Raw genomic sequence first — 20,400 nt, 5'->3', positions numbered from 1 at the left:
CTCGGACTGCCGGCACTGCCGGCCAAGCCGTACCCCGAGGAGGTGCACGCCCGCCTCGCCGCCGACGCCGCGGAGCTGATCGGCCGCTACCCGGTGGCCCGGTCCGCCCTGCTGCCGCTGCTGCACCTGGTGCAGGCGGAGGAGGGTTTCGTCAGCGCGACCGGCATCCGCTTCTGCGCCGAGCAGTTGGACCTCACCACGGCGGAGGTCACCGCCGTCGCCACCTTCTACACCATGTACCGGCGCCGGCCAGCCGGGAAGTACCACGTCGGGGTCTGCACCAACACCCTGTGCGCGGTGCTCGGCGGGGACCAGATCTTCGACGAGCTCCAGCAGCACCTCGGGATCCGCAACAACGAGACCACCGAGGACGGCGAGATCTCGATCGAGCACATCGAGTGCAACGCCGCCTGCGACTACGCCCCCGTGGTGATGGTCAACTGGGAGTTCTTCGACGACCAGACCCCGGAGAGCGCCCGGCAGTTGGTCGACGACCTGAGGGCGGGCGAGGACGTCCGGCCCACCCGTGGCGCCCGGCTCTGCAGCTTCAAGGAGTCGGCCCGGATCCTGGCCGGCTTCCCGGACGAGCGCCCCGGTGCCGTCGACGAGTCCGGGGCGGGCGGTGCGCCCTCGCTCGCAGGCCTGCGCCTGGCCAGGGGCGAGGCCCTGCCCGGAACGGCCGGCGCCAAGGTGGTCTCGCCCCGCCACGAGGGAGCCCGCCCCGACGGCACCCGCTACGACGGCACCAACCGCGAGGGCACCGGCCGCGACGGCACCAACCGCGAGGGCACCGGCCGCGACGGCACCAACCGCGAGGGCACCGGCCACGAAGGGACCGAAGCGTGATGACCTCCGCCGAGCCGGCCGAGAAGCTGCTCACCCCCGTGCTCTCCGCCTCCTGGGACGACAGCCGCCCCTGGACGCTCGCCACCTACCGCCGCCACTCCGGGTACGAGGGCCTGAAGGCGGCCCTCGCGATGCCCCCGGACGACGTGATCGCCCTGGTCAAGGACGCCGGCCTGCGCGGCCGCGGCGGCGCCGGCTTCCCCACCGGCATGAAGTGGCAGTTCATCCCGCAGAACGACGGCAAGCCGCACTACCTGGTGGTGAACGCGGACGAGTCCGAGCCGGGCACCTGCAAGGACATCCCGCTGCTGTTCGCCAACCCGCACTCGCTGATCGAGGGCATGATCATCGCGTCCTACGCGATCCGCTGCGACCACGCGTTCATCTACCTGCGCGGCGAGGTCGTCCCGGTGCTGCGCCGGCTCCATGCCGCGGTGGCCGAGGCGTACGAGGCGGGGCTGCTCGGCAAGGACATCCTGGGCTCCGGCATCAACCTCGACATCACCGTGCACGCCGGCGCCGGTGCGTACATCTGCGGCGAGGAGACGGCCCTCCTGGACTCGCTGGAGGGGCGCCGCGGCCAGCCGCGGCTGCGCCCGCCGTTCCCGGCCATCGCCGGCCTCTACGCCTGCCCGACGGTCGTCAACAACGTCGAGTCGATCGCCTCGGTGCCGCCGATCCTGGCCAAGGGCAAGGAGTGGTTCAAGGGCCTGGGCACCGAGAAGTCCCCCGGCTTCACGCTCTACTCGCTCTCCGGCCACGTCACCAACCCCGGCCAGTACGAGGCCCCGCTCGGCATCACCCTGCGCGAGCTGCTGGACATCAGCGGCGGTGTCCGGGCCGGGCACCGGCTCAAGTTCTGGACCCCGGGCGGCTCGTCCACCCCGATGTTCACCGATGAGCACCTCGACGTCCCGCTCGACTACGAGGGCGTCGGCGCGGCCGGCTCGATGCTCGGCACCAAGGCGTTGCAGATCTTCGACGAGACCACCTGCGTGGTCCGGGCCGTGACCCGCTGGACGGAGTTCTACGCCCACGAGTCCTGCGGCAAGTGCACCCCGTGCCGCGAGGGCACCTACTGGCTGGTCCAGCTGCTCAAGCGGATCGAGGCCGGCGAGGGCGTCGACGGCGATCTGGAGAAGCTGCTCGACATCGCCGACAACATCAACGGCAAGTCCTTCTGCGCCCTGGGCGACGGCGCGGCCAGCCCGATCGTCTCCTCGCTCCAGCACTTCCGGGCCGAGTACGAGCAGCACCTCGCCGAGCGCCGCTGCCCGTTCGACCCGGCCGCCTCCACCGTCTGGGCCGACGGCCCCCGCCCCGGCCACCAGTCCGCCACCGAAAGGGAGGTGCACGCGTGACGATCACAGAGCCATCCACCTCCAAGGCCGCGGTCGAACTGGTCACGCTCACCATCGACGGCGTCGAAGTGCAGGTCCCCAAGGGGACGTTGGTGATCCGGGCCGCCGAGCAGATCGGCACCCAGATCCCGCGCTTCTGCGACCACCCGCTGCTCGATCCGGCCGGCGCCTGCCGGCAGTGCATCGTCGAGATCGAGGGCCAGCGCAAGCCGGTCGCCTCGTGCACCATTCCGGTGGCCGAGGGCATGGTGGTCCGGACGCAGGTCAGCTCACCGGTGGCCGAGAAGGCGCAGCGCGGCGTGATGGAGCTGCTGCTGATCAACCACCCGCTGGACTGCCCGGTCTGCGACAAGGGCGGCGAGTGCCCGCTGCAGAACCAGGCGATGTCCACCGGCGACACCGACTCCCGCTTCGAGGGGATGAAGCGCACCTACGAGAAGCCGATCCCGCTCAGCACCCAGGTGCTGCTGGACCGCGAACGCTGTGTGCTCTGCGCCCGCTGCACCCGTTTCTCGCAGCAGATCGCCGGGGACCCGTTCATCGACCTGGTCGAGCGCGGTGCCCTCCAGCAGGTCGGTATCGGCGACGCCGAGCCGCTCGACTCGTACTTCTCCGGCAACACCATCCAGATCTGCCCGGTCGGTGCGCTCACCTCGGCGGCTTATCGTTTCCGCTCCCGCCCGTTCGACCTCGTCTCCTCGCCGAGCGTCTGCGAGCACTGCTCCTCCGGCTGTGCCCAGCGCACCGACCACCGACGCGGCAAGGTGCTGCGCCGGCTGGCGGGGGAGGACCCGGAGGTCAACGAGGAGTGGAACTGCGACAAGGGCCGGTTCGCCTTCCGCTACGCCCAGCAGCGCGACCGGCTCACCACACCGCTCGTCCGCGACGCCGGCACCGGTGAACTGACCCCCGCCTCCTGGCCGGAGGCACTGGCCCGGGCCGCCGAGGGTCTGCGCGGTGCCCGCACCGGCGTCCTCACCGGCGGCCGGGTCACCGTCGAGGACGCCTACGCCTACGCCAAGTTCGCTCGGGTGGTGCTCGGCACCAACGACGTGGACTTCCGCTCCCGCCCGCACAGCGGCGAGGAGGCGGACTTCCTCGCCGCCGCCGTCGCCGGCCGCGGCACGGACCTCGACGGCACCGGCGTCACCTACCAGGAGCTGGAGAGCGCTCCGGCCGTCCTGCTCGCGGGCTTCGAGCCCGAGGAGGAGTCGCCGATCGTCTTCCTGCGGCTGCGCAAGGCCACCCGCGCCGCGGGCCTCAAGGTGTACTCGATCGCCGCCTACGGCTCCCGGGGGCTGACCAAGCTGCGCGGCGCGCTGCTGCCCGCCGCCCCGGGCACCGAGGCCGAGTGGCTGGCGGCCCTCGCCGCCGACGAGCCGCTGAACGACGACGCCGGCCGCGCCGCCGAAATGCTGCGCACCCCCGGCGCCGTCATTCTCGCCGGTGAGCGGTTGGCCGCGGTCCCCGGCGCACTCACCGCCGCGCTGCGGCTGGCCCACGCCACCGGTGCCCGGCTGGCCTGGGTCCCGCGCCGGGCAGGTGAGCGCGGCGCCGTCGAGGCCGGCGCGCTGCCCGGGCTGCTGCCCGGCGGCCGTCCGGTCTCCGCGCCGGCCGCCCGGGCCGAGGCCGCTGCCGCCTGGGGCGTGGCCGAACTCCCGGCCCGTCTCGGCCGGGACACCGACCAGATCCTCGCGGCCGCCGCCGCGGGTGATCTGGACGCGTTGCTGATCGGCGGCGTCGACCCGGACGACTTGCCGGACCCGGCGCTCGCCGAGGAGGCGATGGCCGCGGTGCCGTTCGTGGTCTCGCTGGAGCTGCGCCCGTCCGCCGTCACCGCCCGGGCCGACGTGGTGCTGCCGGTCGCCGCGGTGGCCGAGAAGGCCGGCACCTTCCTGGACTGGGAGGGGCGGGTGCGGATGTTCGAGGCCGCGCTCAAGCCCGACCAGCAGATGGGCCGTCACCTCCACCCGGACTCCCGGGTGCTGAACATGCTGGCCGACGCGCTGGGGCACCGGCTCGGGCTGGCCGACGTCCGGGCCGTCCGGCTGGAGCTGGACCGGTTCGCGCCGTGGGCCGGGGACCGGTCCACGGACCCGGCCACCCACCCCGGGCTGCTGCCACGGCCGGCCACCGGCCAGGCGGTGCTGGCGGGTTGGCGCCAGCTGCTGGACAACGGCACGCTCCAGCAGGGCGACCCGCACCTCGCCGGCACCCGGCACCGGGCGGTCGCCCGGATCTCCCCGGCCACCGCCGAGGAGATCGGCGCCGGACAGGTCGGCGCCGCCGAGGCCGGCACCGCCGCGACGGGCACGGCCCACACCGGCACAGCCCACACCGGCACAGCCCACACCGCCACAGCCCACACCGGCACCACCCGGACCGGTACCGCCGCACTGCGGCTGACCGGCCCGGCCGGTTCGCTGACGCTGCCGCTGGAGATCACCAAGGACATCCCGGACCGCACGGTCTGGATCCCGCTCAACTCCTCCCCGGGCGGGGCCTACCGGGCCCTCGGTACCACCGTCGGCCACCTGGTCACCATCGCGGCCGACACCATCACCGAGGCCGTCACCGCGACCACCGCCACCGCCGCGACCGCCCCGACCTCGACCACCCCGACCGTCACCGCGACCACCGAGGCCGTCACCGCCACCGCCGCGACCGCCCCGACCGCCGCGCCCCTCCCCGCGACCACCGAGTCCGCCGAGGCCACCCCCGGCGCCAAGTCCGCCACGACCACGGAGGAGGAGCAGTGAACCTCGCCGCGTACGAGACCCTGGGCTTCTTCGGCCGCGACCCCTGGTGGCTGGTGCTGCTCAAGGCGGTCTTCTGCTTCGCCTTCCTGGTCGGCACGGTCCTGATCGCGATCGTCTGGGAGCGCAAGGTCGTGGCCTGGATGCAGCTGCGCATCGGCCCCAACCGGCACGGCCCCTGGGGCATGCTGCAGTCGCTCGCCGACGGCGTGAAGCTGGCGCTCAAGGAAGACCTGGTGGTCACGAGCGCCGACAAGGTGGTCTACATCCTGGCCCCGATCGTCTGCGCCATCCCCGCGTTCATGGCCTTCGCGGTGATCCCCTTCGGCCCGGCCGGCGACGAGGTGTCGATCTTCGGTACCCGGACGCCGCTCCAGCTGACCGACTTCCCGGTGGCGCTGCTGTACATCCTGGCGACCGCCTCGGTCGGCATCTACGGCATCGTGCTGGCCGGCTGGTCGTCCGGGTCGACGTACCCGCTGCTCGGCGGGATCCGCTCGTCGGCCCAGATGATCAGCTACGAGATCGCGATGGGCCTCTCCTTCGCGGCGGTGTTCATCTACTCGGGCTCGATGTCCACCTCGGAGATCGTCGCCTCGCAGCAGCCGACCTGGTTCGCGGTGCTGCTGCCGGTCTCCTTCATCGTCTACATCATCGCGATGGTGGGCGAGACCAACCGGGCGCCGTTCGACCTCCCGGAGGCCGAGGGCGAGCTGGTCGGCGGTTTCAACACCGAGTACTCCTCGCTGAAGTTCGCGATGTTCATGCTGGCCGAGTACGTCAACATGGTCACCGTCTCGGCGGTCGCGTCCACCCTCTTCCTGGGCGGCTGGCGCGCGCCCTGGCCGGTCTCCACCTTCTGGGAGGGGGCCAACCACGGCTGGTGGCCGATGCTCTGGATCACGCTCAAGATCCAGCTGCTGCTGTTCTTCTTCATCTGGCTGCGCGGCACCCTTCCCCGGCTCCGCTACGACCAGTTCATGAAGCTGGGCTGGAAGGTGCTGATCCCGGTCTCGCTGGTCTGGCTGGTCATGGTGTCCAGCGTCCGGGCGCTGCGGAACGAGGGCTACGACTTCGGCGAGGTGGTGCTGTACGTCGGCGCCCCGGCGGGCGCGATCCTGCTGCTCGCCCTGGCCCGGGACGTCATGAGGCGCAAGCCCGAGCCGGAGGAGGAGGCAGCGCCGTCGGGCGGTGCGGGCACCCCCCGGCCGAAGCCCGGGGGAGCGTTCGACCCGATGGCGGGCGGGTACCCGGTGCCCCCGCTGCCCGGTCAGGAGCTCCCGCCGGTCCCGCGCCGGCGCAGCCGCGCCCCGAAGCAACTCCAGGACGCCCTCAACGGGGCCGACCATTCCGAAGGGAGCTGAACCGAGATGTCGTCCGACCAGAACGGCAGCGGCGACCGGCCAGACCGGCCCGACAAGCCTTCCGTCCTCGGGCCGGCCGCCGGCTTCGGCGTGACCTTCAAGGCCATGTTCAAGAAGCGGCTCACCGAGCAGTACCCGGAGCAGAAGAAGCCCACCGCTCCGCGCTTCCACGGCCGCCACCAGCTGAACCGGCACCCGGACGGCCTGGAGAAGTGCGTCGGCTGCGAGCTCTGCGCCTGGGCCTGCCCGGCCGACGCGATCTACGTCGAGGGCGCCGACAACCGCGAGGAGGAGCGCTACTCGCCCGGCGAGCGGTACGGCGTGGTGTACCAGATCAACTACGCCCGCTGCATCCTCTGCGGCCTCTGCATCGAGGCCTGCCCGACCCGCGCGCTCACCATGACCAACGAGTACGAGCTCGCGGACTCCTCCCGCAAGGACCTCATCTTCACCAAGGAGCAGCTGCTGGTCGGCCTCTCCGAGGGCATGGTCGACACCCCGCACGCGATCTTCCCGGGCACCGACGAGGGCGCCTACTACCGGGGCGAGATCACCGCGGCGGCGCCGGGGACGGTCCAGCAGGAGCGCACCGCCCGGGAGAAGGAGGCCCAGCAGTGACCGCCGCCTCCACCTCGCTCGACCTCGCCGCCGTGACGGGCGCGACCTCCACCGGCGAGGCCGTCCAGTTCTGGGTGCTCGCGGTGATCGCCGTCGGCGGCGCGCTCGGCATGCTGCTGATGAAGAAGGCCGTGCACAGCGCGCTCTGCCTGGCGGCCACCATGCTCGCCCTGGCGGTCTGTTACATGGCCCAGGGCGCGGTCTTCCTGGGTGTCGTGCAGATCGTCGTCTACACCGGCGCGATCATGATGCTCTTCCTCTTCGTGGTCATGCTGGTCGGCGTCACCAGCGCCGACTCGATGAAGGAGCAGCTCAAGGGCCAGCGGTTCGCCGCGGTGCTCTGCGGGCTCGGCTTCGGCGTGCTGCTGATGGCGGGCCTCGCCAACGCCAAGCTGGACACCTTCACCGGCCTCGCCGAGGCCAACGCCGAGGGCAATGTCCAGGGCCTGGCCCGGCTGATCTTCACCAAGTACGTCTGGGCCTTCGAGGTCACCGGCGCACTGTTGATCACGGCCGCGATCGGCGCCATGGTGCTGACGCACCGCGAGCACGTGAAGGCTCCGAAGACCCAGCGCGAGCTGGCCGCCCAGCGGATCCAGGACAACATCCAGGTCCCGCCGCTGCCCGCGCCCGGCGTCTACGCCCGGCACAACGCGGTGGACATCCCCGGCCTGCTGCCGGACGGCACGATCGCCGAGGACTCGGTGATGGAGACCCTGCGCGAGCGTGGCCAGATCCGCGACGTCAGCCAGGAGATGCTCCGGCGGATGGCCGAGCTGGAGTCCACCACCGCCGACTGGCTGGGCCGCGCACCATCCGAGCGCCCGCCGGTGACCGGTCCCCTCACGGGTCCGCGCAACGGCTCGCACAAGGAGCTGGAGCCGGCGGCGACCAACAACCACGCCGCTCCGAACGGCCACGACGAGGAGGGCGCGGAGTGAATCCGGTCAACTACCTGTATCTCTCCGCCCTGTTGTTCACCATCGGTGCCTCCGGCGTGCTGATCCGGCGCAACGCGATCGTCCTGTTCATGTGCGTCGAGCTGATGCTCAACGCCTCGAACCTGGCCCTGGTCACCTTCTCCCGGCTGCACGGCAATCTGGACGGCCAGATCATCGCGTTCTTCACCATGGTGGTCGCGGCGGCCGAGGTCGTGGTCGGCCTCGCCATCATCGTCTCCATCTTCCGGACCAGGCACTCCGCTTCGGTCGACGACAGCAATCTGATGAAGCTGTAGGCGGAGGGCCTTCGGTGAACTCTCTCATTCCGCTGCTGGTGGCGGCCCCGCTGGCCGGTGCTGCCCTGCTGCTGCTCGGCGGCCGGCTCTTCGACCGCTTCGGTCACTGGCTCGCCACCGCGCTCGCCGCGCTCTCCTTCGGTTTCGGGCTCGCCCTGTTCTCGGCCATGCTGGGCCGTGACGCCGAGGACCGCGCCGTCACCAAATACCTCTACACCTGGATCCCGGTGAACGGCTTCCAGGCCGACATGGCGTTCCGGCTCGACCAGCTCTCGATGACCTTCGTCCTGCTGATCACCGGAGTGGGCACGCTGATCCACCTCTACTCGGTGGGGTACATGGCGCACGACGAGCGCCGGCGCCGCTTCTTCGCGTACCTGAACCTCTTCCTGGCGGCCATGGTGCTGCTGGTGATCGCCGACAACTACCTGCTGCTGTACTTCGGCTGGGAGGGCGTGGGCCTCGCCTCGTACCTGCTGATCGGCTTCTGGCAGCACAAGCCGAGCGCCGCGACGGCCGCCAAGAAGGCGTTCATCGTCAACCGCGTAGGCGACATGGGCCTCTCCATCGCGATCATGCTGATGTTCGCGGAGTTCGGTTCCTTCACGTTCGAGCCGGTCTTCGACGGCGCGGGCCAGGCGAGCGAGGGCAAGCTGACCGCGATCGGTCTGATGCTGCTGCTGGCGGCCTGCGGCAAGTCCGCCCAGGTGCCGCTGCAGTCCTGGCTCGGGGACGCCATGGAGGGTCCGACCCCGGTCTCGGCCCTGATCCACGCGGCCACGATGGTGACCGCCGGCGTCTACCTGATCGTCCGCTCCGGCCCGATCTTCAACCTGGCGCCGGACGCCCAGACCGCCGTGGTGGTGGTCGGCGCGGTCACGCTGCTCTTCGGTGCGATCATCGGTTGTGCCAAGGACGACATCAAGAAGGCGCTGGCCGGCTCGACCATGTCGCAGATCGGCTACATGATCCTGGCGGCCGGCCTCGGCCCGATCGGGTACGCCTTCGCGATCATGCACCTGGTCACGCACGGCTTCTTCAAGGCCGGTCTGTTCCTCGGCGCCGGGTCGGTCATGCACGGCATGAACGACGAGGTGAACATGCGTCACTACGGCGGCCTGCGCAAGTACATGCCGATCACCTTCGTCACCTTCGGCCTCGGCTACCTGGCCATCATCGGCTTCCCGGGCCTGTCCGGCTTCTTCTCCAAGGACAAGATCATCGAGGCGGCCTTCGCCAAGGGCGGCACCGAGGGCTGGATCCTCGGACTCTGCACCCTGGTGGGCGCGGCCGTCACCGCGTTCTACATGACCCGGGTGATGATCATGACCTTCTTCGGTGAGAAGCGCTGGCAGCCCGACGCCGAGGGCCACGACCCGCACCCGCACGAGTCGCCGAAGACGATGACCACCCCGATGATCCTGCTGGCCTTCGGTTCGGTCTTCGCGGGCGGCCTGTTCGTCCTGAACAACTCCTTCCTGGACTGGCTGGAGCCGGTCACCGGGTACGAGGAGGGCCACTCGCCGCTCAGCCCGTCGGTCGTCACGCTGCTCGCGACGGTCTGCATGCTGGTCGGCGTCGCGCTCTCGTACGTGATGTACGGGCGCTCCGCCGTCCCGGTGATGCCGCCGGTCGGCTCCCCGCTCACCCGGGCCGCCCGTCGCGACCTGCTCCAGGACGACTTCAACCACGCCGTCCTGGTCCGGCCCGGCTCGGCGCTCACCGCGGCCCTGGTCTTCTTCGACAGTCGCGGGCTGGACGGCTTCGTCAACGGCCTGGCCGCCACCATCGGCGGCATCTCCAGCCGGTTGCGGCGGATCCAGAACGGCTACGTCCGCTCGTACGCGCTCTCCATGTTCGGCGGCACGCTGGTGCTGGTCGCCACGACTCTCCTGATGAGGTCCGTCTGATGAATAGGCCCAGTTCATCTCCGGGGGTGTGGCGATGAGTGCCCTGCTGTCCGCCACCTGCGCCGTCCCGGCGGCCGGCGCGGTGCTCACCGCCGCACTGCCCGCCGGGTCCACCGAGGCCCGGCGGCGGACCACCAAGGCCGTCGCGCTCGGCGTCTCGGCCGTCACCCTGGCCCTGGCCGCCGCCGTGGCCGGGCAGTTCGAGCCGGGCGGCGCGCGGTACCAGCTGACCGAGTCCTACAGCTGGATCCGCTCCTTCGGCATCACCTTCTCGCTCGGCGTGGACGGCATCGGCACCGTGCTGGCGCTGCTCACCGCCGTGCTCGTGCCGATCGTGATGCTGGCCTCCTGGCACGACGCCGACCCGGCGCCGGCCGCGCCGGACGGCACCTTCGAGAACCGCAGGCGCACCCAGGGCTTCTTCGCCCTGATCCTGGCGGTCGAGGCGATGGTGATCGTCTCCTTCTACGCCACCGACGTCTTCGTCTTCTACGTCTTCTTCGAAGCCATGCTGATCCCGATGTACTTCCTGATCGGCGGCTTCGGCGACAAGGCGGGCGGCCCCGAGTCGGCGCGTCAGCGCTCGTACGCCGCGGTGAAGTTCCTGCTCTACAACCTGCTCGGCGGCCTGATCATGCTGGCCGCCGTGATCGGCCTGTACGTGATCGCGCAGGACCAGGGCTTCGCCACCTTCGACCTCCCGACGCTGACCGGCGCGATCGCCGACGGCAGGCTGGTGCTCAGCGGCACCGCCGAGAAGGCGCTGTTCCTCGGTTTCTTCTTCGCCTTCGCCGTGAAGGCCCCGCTCTGGCCGCTGCACACCTGGCTGCCGAACGCGATGGGCGAGTCCACCGCCGGAACGGCCGTGCTGATCACCGCGGTGGTCGACAAGGTCGGCACCTTCGCGATGCTCCGCTTCTGCCTCGGCCTCTTCCCGGACGCCTCGAAGACCTTCGCCCCGGCGATCCTCGTCCTCTCGGTGATCGGGATCATCTACGGCGCGTTGGTCGCCATCGGCCAGAAGGACATCAAGCGGCTGGTCGCCTACGCCTCCATCTCGCACTTCGGCTTCATCATCATGGGCATCTTCGCGCTGACCAGCCAGGGCCAGAGCGGTGCCACCCTCTACATGGTCAACCACGGCATCTCCACCGCCGCGTGGATGCTGGTGGCCGGCTTCCTGATCTCCCGCCGCGGCTCCCGGCTGATCGCCGACTACGGCGGTGTGCAGAAGGTCGCCCCGGTGCTCGCGGGGACGTTCCTGATCGGCGGCCTGGCCACCCTCTCGCTGCCCGGCCTGGCGCCGTTCGTCAGCGAGTTCCTCGTCCTGGTCGGCACGTTCACCCGGTACCCGGCGATCGGCATCGTCGCGACCTTCGGCATCGTGCTTGCCGCGCTCTACGCCCTGCTGCTCTACCAGCGCACCATGACCGGGCCGGTCAAGGAGAGCGTGCGCACCATGCCCGACCTCAAGGTACGCGAACTCGTGGTGGTCGCCCCGCTGCTGGCCCTGACCGTCCTGCTCGGCGTCTACCCGAAGCCGCTCACCGACATCGTCAACCCGGCGGTGGACGCGACCCTCTCGCAGGTCCACCAGTCCGACCCGGCGCCGGCCCACCCGGTCGCCGCCCACGGAGACGCCACCTCAGGAGGTGAGCACAAGTGAGCACCACCGGATGGCTCGCCGCCGCCGGCGGCAACACCCAGAGCATCCCGGCGCCGCATGTCGAGTACGGACAGCTCTCCCCGATGCTGGTGGTCTTCGGCACCGCCGTGGCGGGAATCCTGCTGGAGGCCTTCCTGCCCCGCCGGCACCGGCACTGGGCGCAGGTCTGGCTGGCCCTGCTCGGCCTGGCCGGAGCGTTCACCGCCGTGGTGGTGCTCGCCTCCCAGGGCTACGGCTCCACCAAGGTCGACCTGCTGGCGATGGGCTCGGTCGCGCTCGACGGTCCGGCGCTCTTCCTGCAGGGCGTGATCCTGCTGGCCGCCGTGGTCGCGGTGCTCACCTACGCCGAGCGGAAGCTGGAGCCCAAGGCGGGCGGTGAGCCGGCCGACGCCTTCGCCGCGCAGGCCGCCGCCACGCCGGGCGGCGAGCAGGAGCGCGCCGCCGTCCGGGCGGGCTTCGCCACCAGCGAGGTCTTCCCGCTCACCATGTTCGCGGTCGGCGGGATGCTGCTCTTCCCCGCCGCCAACGACCTGCTGACCATGTTCGTGGCGCTGGAGGTCTTCTCCCTCCCCCTCTACCTGCTCTGCGCGCTGGCCCGGCGCCGCCGGCTGCTCTCCCAGGAGGCGGCGGTCAAGTACTTCCTGCTAGGGGCCTTCGCCTCGGCGTTCTTCCTGTTCGGCACCGCCCTGCTGTACGGGTACGCGGGCAGCGTCCGGCTGGGCGACATCGCCGACGTCATCTCCGGCAAGGCGCTGGCCACCCCGGCGCTCCTCTCCACCACCCAGAACGACGCGCTGCTGCTGGTGGGCCTGGCGATGCTCGCGGTCGGACTGCTCTTCAAGGTCGGCGCGGTGCCGTTCCACTCCTGGACCCCGGACGTCTACCAGGGCGCGCCGACCCCGGTCACCGGTTTCATGGCGGCCGCGACCAAGGTGGCCGCGTTCGGCGCCCTCCTCCGGCTGTTCTACGTGGCCTTCCCCGGTCTGCGGCTGGACTGGCGGCCGGTGCTCTGGGGCGTGGCGATCCTGACGATGGTGGTCGGCGCCGTCCTGGCCGTCACCCAGCAGGACGTGAAGCGGCTGCTCGCCTACTCCTCCATCGCGCACGCCGGTTTCATCCTGACCGGCGTGATCGCCACCAACAAGCAGGGCCTCAGCGCGGTGCTGTTCTACCTGCTGGCGTACTCCTTCGTGACGCTCGGCGCCTTCGCCGTGGTCACCCTGGTGCGCGACTCCAAGGGCGAGGCGACCCACCTGTCCAGCTGGGCAGGGCTGGGCCGGCGCTCGCCGCTGGTCGCGGCGGTGTTCGCGCTCTTCCTGCTGGCCTTCGCGGGCATCCCGCTCACCTCGGGCTTCACCGGGAAGTTCGCGGTCTTCCAGGCCGCCGCGGCCGGCGGGGCGACCCCGCTGGTGATCGTCGGTGTGCTCAGCTCGGCGGTGGCCGCGTTCTTCTACATCCGGGTGATCGTGCTGATGTTCTTCTCCGACCCGCAGCCGGGCGGCCCGACCGTGGCCATCCCGAGCGCCTTCACGGCCACCGCGATCGGCGTCGGCGTCCTCGTCACCCTCGGCCTCGGCCTGCTTCCGCAGTACTTCCTGGACCTGGCGTCGAAGGCCTCGCTCTTCGTCCGCTGAGCCCCGGGCCGATTACCCGTCGGCGCTTCACCGTCCGGGCCGCGCAACACTCCGCGCGGTCCGGACGCGCCGCTTCCGGACCGGCTCCGACCTGCGGGTCCAGCCCGACCATGACAGGACCCGCACGCCCGTGCAGTGATCCACTCGCGACCGGATACCCTGCCTGTATGGCCAAGCGGCGGCACTCAGGGACCAGGCCGCTAGATCGACCAGGGACAGAGGAGTGGTCTTCGTGACCGTCGTGGGACCCTTTGGGCTCAGCGTGCAGGACCGCGATCTGACCCGTGACGTCCAGGCCGGGATGGACGCGGTGGAGGCGGCGCTCATGGAAGCCGTCAAGAGCGACGTCCCCTTCATCACCGTCACCGCCAGCCACCTGATGGAAGCGGGCGGCAAGCGCTTCCGCCCCCTGCTGGTGATGCTCGCCGCCCAGTTCGGCGACGCCAACGCGCCCGGCGTGGTGCCGGCCGCCGTCGTCGTCGAGCTGACCCACCTCGCGACGCTCTACCACGACGACGTGATGGACGAGGCCCCCGTTCGCCGCGGCGCCCCCAGCGCCAACTCGCGCTGGGACAACTCGGTCGCCATCCTCACCGGTGACTTCCTCTTCTCCCGCGCCTCCCAGGTGCTCTCCGACCTCGGCCCCGAGGCCGTCCGCGTACAGGCCGACGCCTTCGAACGGCTGGTCACCGGTCAGATCCTGGAGACCGCCGGCCCCGGCCCGGACGACGACCCGCTGCGCCACTACCTGGACGTGCTGGCCGGCAAGACCGGCTCGCTGATCGCCGTCTCCTGCCGGATAGGAGCACTGCTGGCCGGCGCCGAGCCCTGGGTGACGGACATCCTCAGCGCCTATGGCGAGCGCATCGGCATCGCGTTCCAGCTGGCCGACGACGTGCTCGACATCGCCAGTGACGGCCACGAGTCCGGCAAGACTCCCGGGACCGACCTGCGTGAGGGCGTGCCGACCCTGCCCACCCTGCTGCTCCGGCAGATGCCGGTGGACGAGTCCGACCCGGCCGACCTGCGGCTGCGCGAGCTGATCGACGGCGACCTCGGCGACGACGAGCGGCACGCCGAGGCGCTGCGGCTGCTGCGCCGCCACCCGGCGCTGGAGCATGCCCGCCGGGAGACGCTGCGGCACGCGGAGGAGGCCCGCGCGCTGCTCGACCCGCTGCCGGACGGCGCTGCCAAGGCGGCGCTGCAGGGCCTGTGCGACGCGGTGGCCATCCGCACCATGTGAGGCGGGCGGCCGGGGGCCGGGGTGCCGTCGCGCGCGGCGATCCGGCCTCGGCGCCCGGCGGTCCTCGGCCGTGCCTGGCGGTTCTCGGCCGTGCCTGGCGGTGCTCCGGCGCGGCCCGGTTGGTCCTCCGTCCCTGCCCGGCGGTGCCCGGTGGTGCAGCCCGGTGCGATTTATTGCCCGACGGCCTTACGAGTAGGGAAGACTGACACCCGTCAGCCCAGCCCGCAGCCGTACCAACCCGGAAGGCCACCATGCTTCGCGTCGTCATCGCCGAGGACTCCGTACTGCTGCGGGAGGGCCTGACCAGGCTGCTCACCGACCGGGGTCTGGAGGTCGTGGCGGGCGTCGGGGACGGCGAGGCGCTGCTGAAGGCCGTCCACGACCTGGCCGCCGACGGCGCGCTGCCCGACGTGGTGGTCGCCGACGTCCGGATGCCCCCCACCCACACCGACGAGGGCGTCCGCGCCTGCGTCACGCTCCGTGGTCTCTACCCGGAGCTGGGCGTGCTGGTGCTCTCGCAGTACGTGGAGGAGCGGTACGCCTCCGAGCTGCTGGCCGGCTCCACCCGGGGTGTGGGCTACCTGCTGAAGGACCGGGTCGCCGAGGTGCGCGAGTTCGTGGACGCGGTGGTCCGGGTCGCCGGGGGTGGCACCGCGCTGGACCCGGAGGTCGTGCAGCAGCTGCTCAGCCGCAGCCGCAAGAGTGACGTGCTGGCCGGGCTGACCCCGCGCGAGCGCGAGGTGCTCGGGCTGATGGCCGAGGGCCGGACCAACACCGCGGTGGCCAAGCAGCTGGTGGTCTCGGACGGCGCGGTGGAGAAGCACGTGAGCAACATCTTCCTCAAGCTGGGTCTGGCCCAGAGCCCGGAGGACCACCGCCGGGTGCTGGCGGTGCTCACCTACCTGAACTCCTAGCCCGCACTCCCGGGCCGGTACGCCCGGGCCGGTACGCCGGGGCCGATACTCCCGCGCCGGTATTCCCGGGCCGGTATTCCCCGGTTCGCACTCCCGTGCCGGTACTCCGGCCCGGTATGGGAGCGCGGATTCAAGGCGTTGTACCCAATGTGGCAGCGATTTGCCGCCGCATCCGGTAGTTCCGTCCAAGGCAATCCTTACCCGCATAGGATGCGAGAGGTGCACCAGGCGGACGGGGCACACGGCTCACGCCCGCGGCTGGTGCCCACGAGGAGGTCCGCGGCAGTGACCAGTCAGGTCGATCAGTCAGAAGCAGTGGACGGCTCGGACGGCGGTCAGGGCCGCTCCGGGACGGGTGAGGACCGTTCCGGTGTCGCCGCGCCGACGAGTCCGCAGCCCAGGCGCGCCAAGCCGATCCGCAGACTGGACCGGGTGATCATCCGGTTCGCCGGAGACTCCGGCGACGGGATGCAGCTCACCGGTGACCGATTCACCTCGGAGACGGCGTCCTTCGGAAACGACCTCTCCACCCTGCCCAACTTCCCGGCCGAGATCCGGGCCCCTGCCGGGACGCTGCCGGGTGTCTCGTCCTTCCAGCTCCACTTCGCCGACCACGACATCCTGACCCCGGGGGACGCGCCCAACGTCCTGGTGGCGATGAACCCGGCCGCCCTCAAGGCGAACCTGCCGGACCTGCCGCGCGGCGCGGAGATCATCGTCAACACCGACGAGTTCACCAAGCGCGCCCTGGCCAAGGTCGGCTACCCGGCCGACCCGCTGGCCGACGGCTCGCTGGAGGCGTTCCACCTGCACAAGGTGCCGCTGACCACGCTGACCCTGGAGGCGCTCAAGGAAAGCGGTCTGGCGCGCAAGGACGCCGAGCGGGCGAAGAACATGTTCGCCCTGGGCCTGCTCTCCTGGATGTACCACCGGCCCACCCGCGGCACCGAGTCCTTCCTGCGCACCAAGTTCGCCAAGAAGCCGCAGATCGCCGAGGCCAACATCAGCGCCTTCCGGGCGGGCTGGAACTTCGGCGAGACGACGGAGTCCTTCGCGGTCTCCTACGAGGTGTCGCCGGCGAAGCTGCCCCCGGGCCGCTACCGCAACATCTCCGGCAACCTGGCCCTGTCCTACGGCCTGATCGCCGCCGCCGAGCGCTCCGGGCTGCCGCTCTACCTCGGCTCGTACCCGATCACCCCGGCCTCGGACATCCTGCACGAGCTGAGCCGGCACAAGAACTTCGGCGTACGCACCTTCCAGGCCGAGGACGAGATCGCCGGCATCGGCGCGGCGCTGGGTGCGGCCTTCGGCGGCGCACTCGGCGTGACGACCACCTCGGGCCCTGGCGTGGCGCTCAAGAGCGAGACCATCGGCCTGGCCGTCTCGCTCGAACTGCCGCTGCTGGTGGTCGACATCCAGCGCGGCGGGCCGTCCACCGGTCTGCCGACCAAGACCGAGCAGGCGGACCTCCTCCAGGCGATGTTCGGGCGCAACGGCGAGGCCCCGGTGCCGATCGTGGCCCCGGCCACCCCGGCCGAGTGCTTCGACGCGGCGCTGGAGGCGGCACGCATCGCGGTCACCTACCGGACGCCGGTGTTCCTGCTGTCGGACGGCTACCTGGCCAACGGCTCCGAGCCCTGGCGGATCCCGGAGGTCGACGAACTGCCCGCGATCGAACCGGACTTCGCGACCGGTCCGAACCGCGAGGACGGCGCGTTCTGGCCGTACCTGCGGGACCCGCAGACGCTGGCCCGCCCGTGGGCGGTCCCCGGTACGCCGGGCCTGGAGCACCGGATCGGCGGCATCGAGAAGCAGGACGGCACCGGCAACATCTCGTACGACCCGGCCAACCACGACTTCATGGTCCGCACCCGGCAGGCCAAGGTGGACGGGATCACCGTTCCTGCCATCGATGTCGACGATCCGTCCGGTGAGGCACGCGTGCTGGTGCTCGGCTGGGGTTCGACCTACGGGCCGATCACCGCGGCCGTCCGCCGGGTCCGCGCGGACGGCGGCCATGTCGCCCAGGCCCACCTGCGGAATTTGAATCCCTTCCCGGCCAATCTCGGCGCGGTGCTGAAGAGTTACGACAAGGTCATCGTCCCCGAGATGAACCTCGGGCAGCTGGCGCTGCTGCTGCGCGCCAAGTACCTGGTGGATGCGCAGTCCTACAACCAGGTGCGCGGACTACCGTTCAAGGCGGCGCAGTTGGCCGACGTGCTGTGGGCGGCGATCGGCAATCTGGACGAGTCGGCGAGCAACTCGGCGGCCGCACCGGCGAGCGAGGAGGACAACCGATGAGCGAGAAGTTCCCCTCGTTGAAGCTGGTCCCGAAGGACGACACGCCGCAGAGCGCCAAGGACTTCAAGACCGACCAGGAGGTCCGCTGGTGCCCGGGCTGCGGTGACTACGCGATCCTGGCGGCCGTGCAGGCCTTCATGCCGGAGCTGGGGATCAAGCGGGAGAACACCGTCTTCGTCTCCGGGATCGGCTGTTCGTCGCGGTTCCCGTACTACATGAACACCTATGGCGTGCACTCGATCCACGGCCGGGCGCCGGCCATCGCCACGGGGCTCGCGTCGTCCCGGCAGGACTTGAGCGTCTGGGTGGTGACGGGTGACGGTGATGCGCTCTCGATCGGCGGCAACCACCTGATCCACGCGCTGCGGCGGAACGTCAACCTGAAGATCCTGCTCTTCAACAACCGGATCTACGGCCTCACCAAGGGCCAGTACTCGCCGACCAGCGAGGTCGGCAAGATCACCAAGTCGACGCCGATGGGCTCGCTGGACGCCCCGTTCAACCCGCTCTCCCTGGCGATCGGCGCGGAGGCGTCGTTCGTCGCGCGGACCATCGACTCCGACCGCCAGCACCTCCAGTCGGTGTTGCGGGCGGCGGCGGAGCACGAGGGCACGGCGCTGGTGGAGATCTACCAGAACTGCAACATCTTCAACGACGGCGCCTTCGAGGTCCTGAAGGAGCCGAACACCCGGGACGAGGCGCTGATCCGCCTGGAGCACGGGCAGCCGATCCGGTTCGGCGCGGACCGCTCCCAGGGCGTCTTCCGCAGCCCGGACGGCGAGCTGTTCGTCGACGCCGTCACCGCCGGCAACGAGGCCTCGGTGGTCGTCCACGACGCCCATGCCGCCGGCCCGGCCGGGGCGTTCGCCCTCTCCCGGATCGCCGACACGGACACGCTGCACCACACCCCGATCGGCGTGCTGCGGAGCGTGCAGCGCCCGGTGTACGACGAGCTGATGGCCTCCCAGCTCGCCACGGCGGTCGCCCAGCGCGGCCAGGGCGAGCTGGCCGCGCTGCTGGCGGGGAACGACACCTGGACCGTCGCCTGAGGTCTGCGCGGTGACGGCGCTCCCACGGCCCGGGCCATGGGAGCGCCGTCGTTTCCGCTACTGCGCCGGTGCTACCGCCGAACCCACTCGACCAGCTGGATCACGACCCCGTTCGGGTCGGTGACCTGGAAGAGCTTCTCGCCCCACGGCTCCTCCAGCAGCGGCATGGTGATCTCCACGCCCTCCCCGCGGAGCCGTGCCTCCTCGCCCTCCAGGCCGGTGACGTCGAAGGCGAGGATCAGCCCGGCCGCGTGCTGGTCCCGGAACCCCTCCGGCAGCACCTTGATCCCGCGCCGCAGGAAGATCACGTTCATCCCGGAGTCCTCCCGCCCGAGCGAGACGAACCCGTCGGCCGCCATCTGCTCGGCGAATCCGAAGTGCTTCTGGAGGAAGGCCGAGGAGGCGGCCTCGTCCTCGACGGTGAGCGAAACGGCGGCAGCGGTGATCTGCATGGATGAAGGCCCTATCGTCGGCGAATACCCCGTACGCAGTACACTATACATGGTACGGAGAATCGCGCCAGGGGGATGCGCGGCGCCAGGGGGATGCGCGGGGCTGTCCGCGGGGCGACGTGCGGGCGGTGCGGCGGTGCTTGCCTTAGAGCGGACTCCAACTCCTACTGTCCTTGGTGTGGCCGGCGGAGACGCGAATCCCGCGGCCGGAGTGCAGGCTCACCCGCAACGAACAGCTGCCGTCCCGGCGGCGGAAACGGACCATCCATGAAGAACGCCGCCGCTGCTGCCCCCGCCGCGACCCGCCAGGAGCGCTTCGACCACGGCATGGAGGTCCTGACCCGCATCGACGGGGAGGGCGGGCAGAAGGTCATCGACGCACTGGCGGACATCTCGCCGGAGCTGGGCCACCAGGTCGTCGCCTGGGCCTTCGGAGACATCTACGACCGGCCCGGCCTGGCCCCCCGTGACCGGCAGCTGGTCACGCTCGGCATGCTCACCGCCCTCGGCGGCTGCGAACCGCAGCTGGACGTGCACATCAACGCCGCCCTCAACGTCGGCCTCGGCCCCGAGGAGATCGTCGAGGCGCTGCTGCACTCGGCCGTCTACTGCGGCATGCCCCGCGCCCTCAACGCCACGTTCGTCGCCAAGAAGGTCTTCGGCGAGCGCGGCCTGCTGCCCGTGGGCGCGCAGGCGCCGGCGCAGGGCTGAGCAGGGCGGGGCAGGGCTGAGCAGGGCGGGGCCCCGCCCGGCCCCGCCCCGCCCCGCCGCGACGCGGCGTCAGCAGTCGCTGTCACCCGGGTCGGAGCGGCGGGACGCCTTCGCCACGGCCTTGAAGGCGCCGAGGAGTCCGTCGCGGACGACCCCGGCGAACAGCGCGGCGACCCGCAGCCGGTAGCTGCGGGCGTAGCGGGCCCGGAGGGAGCGGACTGCGCCTGCGTCCTGGCGGGGCGACGGGTGGCGGGACTCGTTCATGAGGGGGACGGTACCCCGGGGGTCCGGCCCGATGCCTCGGCGGGCCGCCGTCGCGGCCGGTACGGGTGCCGGGC

Annotated in this window: 17 protein-coding genes; 15 read left to right on the top strand and 2 right to left on the bottom strand. The window is 71.2% G+C overall.

The genetic code is table 11. The annotated features are described in order from the left end of the window. Nucleotides 1-6: 6 nt before the first annotated feature. The 14 genes from nuoE (at nt 7) to ACZ3YO_RS28420 (ending at nt 18,899) form a co-directional block, all read left to right on the top strand. Nucleotides 7-846, top strand: coding sequence for an NADH-quinone oxidoreductase subunit NuoE (gene nuoE, locus ACZ3YO_RS28485; RefSeq protein ID WP_465574758.1), 840 nt, complete (start codon nt 7-9; stop codon nt 844-846). After that, entirely contained in the window at nt 846-2,207 is a 1,362-nt protein-coding gene (nuoF, locus tag ACZ3YO_RS28480) for an NADH-quinone oxidoreductase subunit NuoF (protein ID WP_465574701.1), read from the top strand. The genes nuoE and nuoF overlap by 1 nt, the downstream gene beginning before the upstream one ends. Further along, nucleotides 2,204-4,966, top strand: coding sequence for an NADH-quinone oxidoreductase subunit G (locus ACZ3YO_RS28475; protein ID WP_465574698.1), 2,763 nt, complete (start codon nt 2,204-2,206; stop codon nt 4,964-4,966). Before nuoF ends, ACZ3YO_RS28475 begins: the two co-directional genes overlap by 4 nt. Continuing rightward, nucleotides 4,963-6,327 carry an NADH-quinone oxidoreductase subunit NuoH gene (gene nuoH, locus ACZ3YO_RS28470; protein ID WP_465574695.1) on the top strand — a complete coding sequence of 455 codons (1,365 nt, stop codon included), beginning with the start codon at nt 4,963-4,965 and terminating at the stop codon, nt 6,325-6,327. The genes ACZ3YO_RS28475 and nuoH overlap by 4 nt, the downstream gene beginning before the upstream one ends. Before the next feature lie 6 nt (nt 6,328-6,333). Next, complete coding sequence (gene nuoI, locus ACZ3YO_RS28465) at nt 6,334-6,945, top strand: NADH-quinone oxidoreductase subunit NuoI (RefSeq protein WP_465548187.1); 612 nt, start codon at nt 6,334-6,336, stop codon at nt 6,943-6,945. After that, entirely contained in the window at nt 6,942-7,886 is a 945-nt protein-coding gene (locus ACZ3YO_RS28460; RefSeq protein WP_465574693.1) for an NADH-quinone oxidoreductase subunit J, read from the top strand. Before nuoI ends, ACZ3YO_RS28460 begins: the two co-directional genes overlap by 4 nt. After that, nucleotides 7,883-8,182, top strand: a complete 300-nt coding sequence (nuoK, locus tag ACZ3YO_RS28455; protein WP_209412994.1) for an NADH-quinone oxidoreductase subunit NuoK — start codon at nt 7,883-7,885, stop codon at nt 8,180-8,182. The genes ACZ3YO_RS28460 and nuoK overlap by 4 nt, the downstream gene beginning before the upstream one ends. A 14-nt stretch (nt 8,183-8,196) precedes the next feature. Continuing rightward, nucleotides 8,197-10,092 (top strand): NADH-quinone oxidoreductase subunit L, encoded by a 1,896-nt coding sequence (nuoL, locus tag ACZ3YO_RS28450; protein WP_465574690.1) that lies wholly within the window; start codon nt 8,197-8,199, stop codon nt 10,090-10,092. Nucleotides 10,093-10,126: 34 nt separating this feature from the next. Further along, nucleotides 10,127-11,758: an NADH-quinone oxidoreductase subunit M gene (locus ACZ3YO_RS28445; protein WP_465574687.1), complete on the top strand. Its 1,632-nt coding sequence runs from the start codon at nt 10,127-10,129 to the stop codon at nt 11,756-11,758. Further along, nucleotides 11,755-13,392, top strand: a complete 1,638-nt coding sequence (gene nuoN, locus ACZ3YO_RS28440) for an NADH-quinone oxidoreductase subunit NuoN (RefSeq protein ID WP_465574684.1) — start codon at nt 11,755-11,757, stop codon at nt 13,390-13,392. The genes ACZ3YO_RS28445 and nuoN overlap by 4 nt, the downstream gene beginning before the upstream one ends. Nucleotides 13,393-13,624: 232 nt before the next feature. Continuing rightward, nucleotides 13,625-14,635, top strand: a complete 1,011-nt coding sequence (locus ACZ3YO_RS28435; protein ID WP_465574681.1) for a polyprenyl synthetase family protein — start codon at nt 13,625-13,627, stop codon at nt 14,633-14,635. Between the two features lie 251 nt (nt 14,636-14,886). Continuing rightward, nucleotides 14,887-15,549 (top strand): LuxR C-terminal-related transcriptional regulator, encoded by a 663-nt coding sequence (locus ACZ3YO_RS28430; RefSeq protein WP_396324531.1) that lies wholly within the window; start codon nt 14,887-14,889, stop codon nt 15,547-15,549. A 285-nt stretch (nt 15,550-15,834) separates the two neighbouring features. Continuing rightward, the gene (locus ACZ3YO_RS28425) at nt 15,835-17,850 is read left to right on the top strand and encodes a 2-oxoacid:acceptor oxidoreductase subunit alpha (RefSeq protein ID WP_465574677.1); all 2,016 of its coding nucleotides are present in this window, start codon (nt 15,835-15,837) and stop codon (nt 17,848-17,850) included. Further along, nucleotides 17,847-18,899 carry a 2-oxoacid:ferredoxin oxidoreductase subunit beta gene (locus tag ACZ3YO_RS28420; protein ID WP_465574674.1) on the top strand — a complete coding sequence of 351 codons (1,053 nt, stop codon included), beginning with the start codon at nt 17,847-17,849 and terminating at the stop codon, nt 18,897-18,899. The genes ACZ3YO_RS28425 and ACZ3YO_RS28420 overlap by 4 nt, the downstream gene beginning before the upstream one ends. A 71-nt stretch (nt 18,900-18,970) precedes the next feature. Here the strand turns inward: ACZ3YO_RS28420 and ACZ3YO_RS28415 are convergent, their stop codons facing one another. Beyond that, complete coding sequence (locus tag ACZ3YO_RS28415; protein ID WP_465574671.1) at nt 18,971-19,351, bottom strand: VOC family protein; 381 nt, start codon at nt 19,349-19,351, stop codon at nt 18,971-18,973. Between the two features lie 327 nt (nt 19,352-19,678). Here ACZ3YO_RS28415 and ACZ3YO_RS28410 point away from each other — a divergent pair, with 327 nt between their 5' ends. Continuing rightward, complete coding sequence (locus ACZ3YO_RS28410) at nt 19,679-20,062, top strand: carboxymuconolactone decarboxylase family protein (RefSeq protein WP_465574755.1); 384 nt, start codon at nt 19,679-19,681, stop codon at nt 20,060-20,062. A 69-nt stretch (nt 20,063-20,131) separates the two neighbouring features. Here ACZ3YO_RS28410 and ACZ3YO_RS28405 read toward each other — a convergent pair whose 3' ends face one another. Further along, complete coding sequence (locus ACZ3YO_RS28405) at nt 20,132-20,326, bottom strand: hypothetical protein (protein WP_465574667.1); 195 nt, start codon at nt 20,324-20,326, stop codon at nt 20,132-20,134. Nucleotides 20,327-20,400 lie beyond the last annotated feature (74 nt).

Source organism: Kitasatospora sp. NPDC022785, assembly GCF_055561295.1.
The sequence above is the reverse complement of the archived record's forward strand: the minus strand, read 5'-3'. Positions and strand labels throughout refer to the sequence as shown.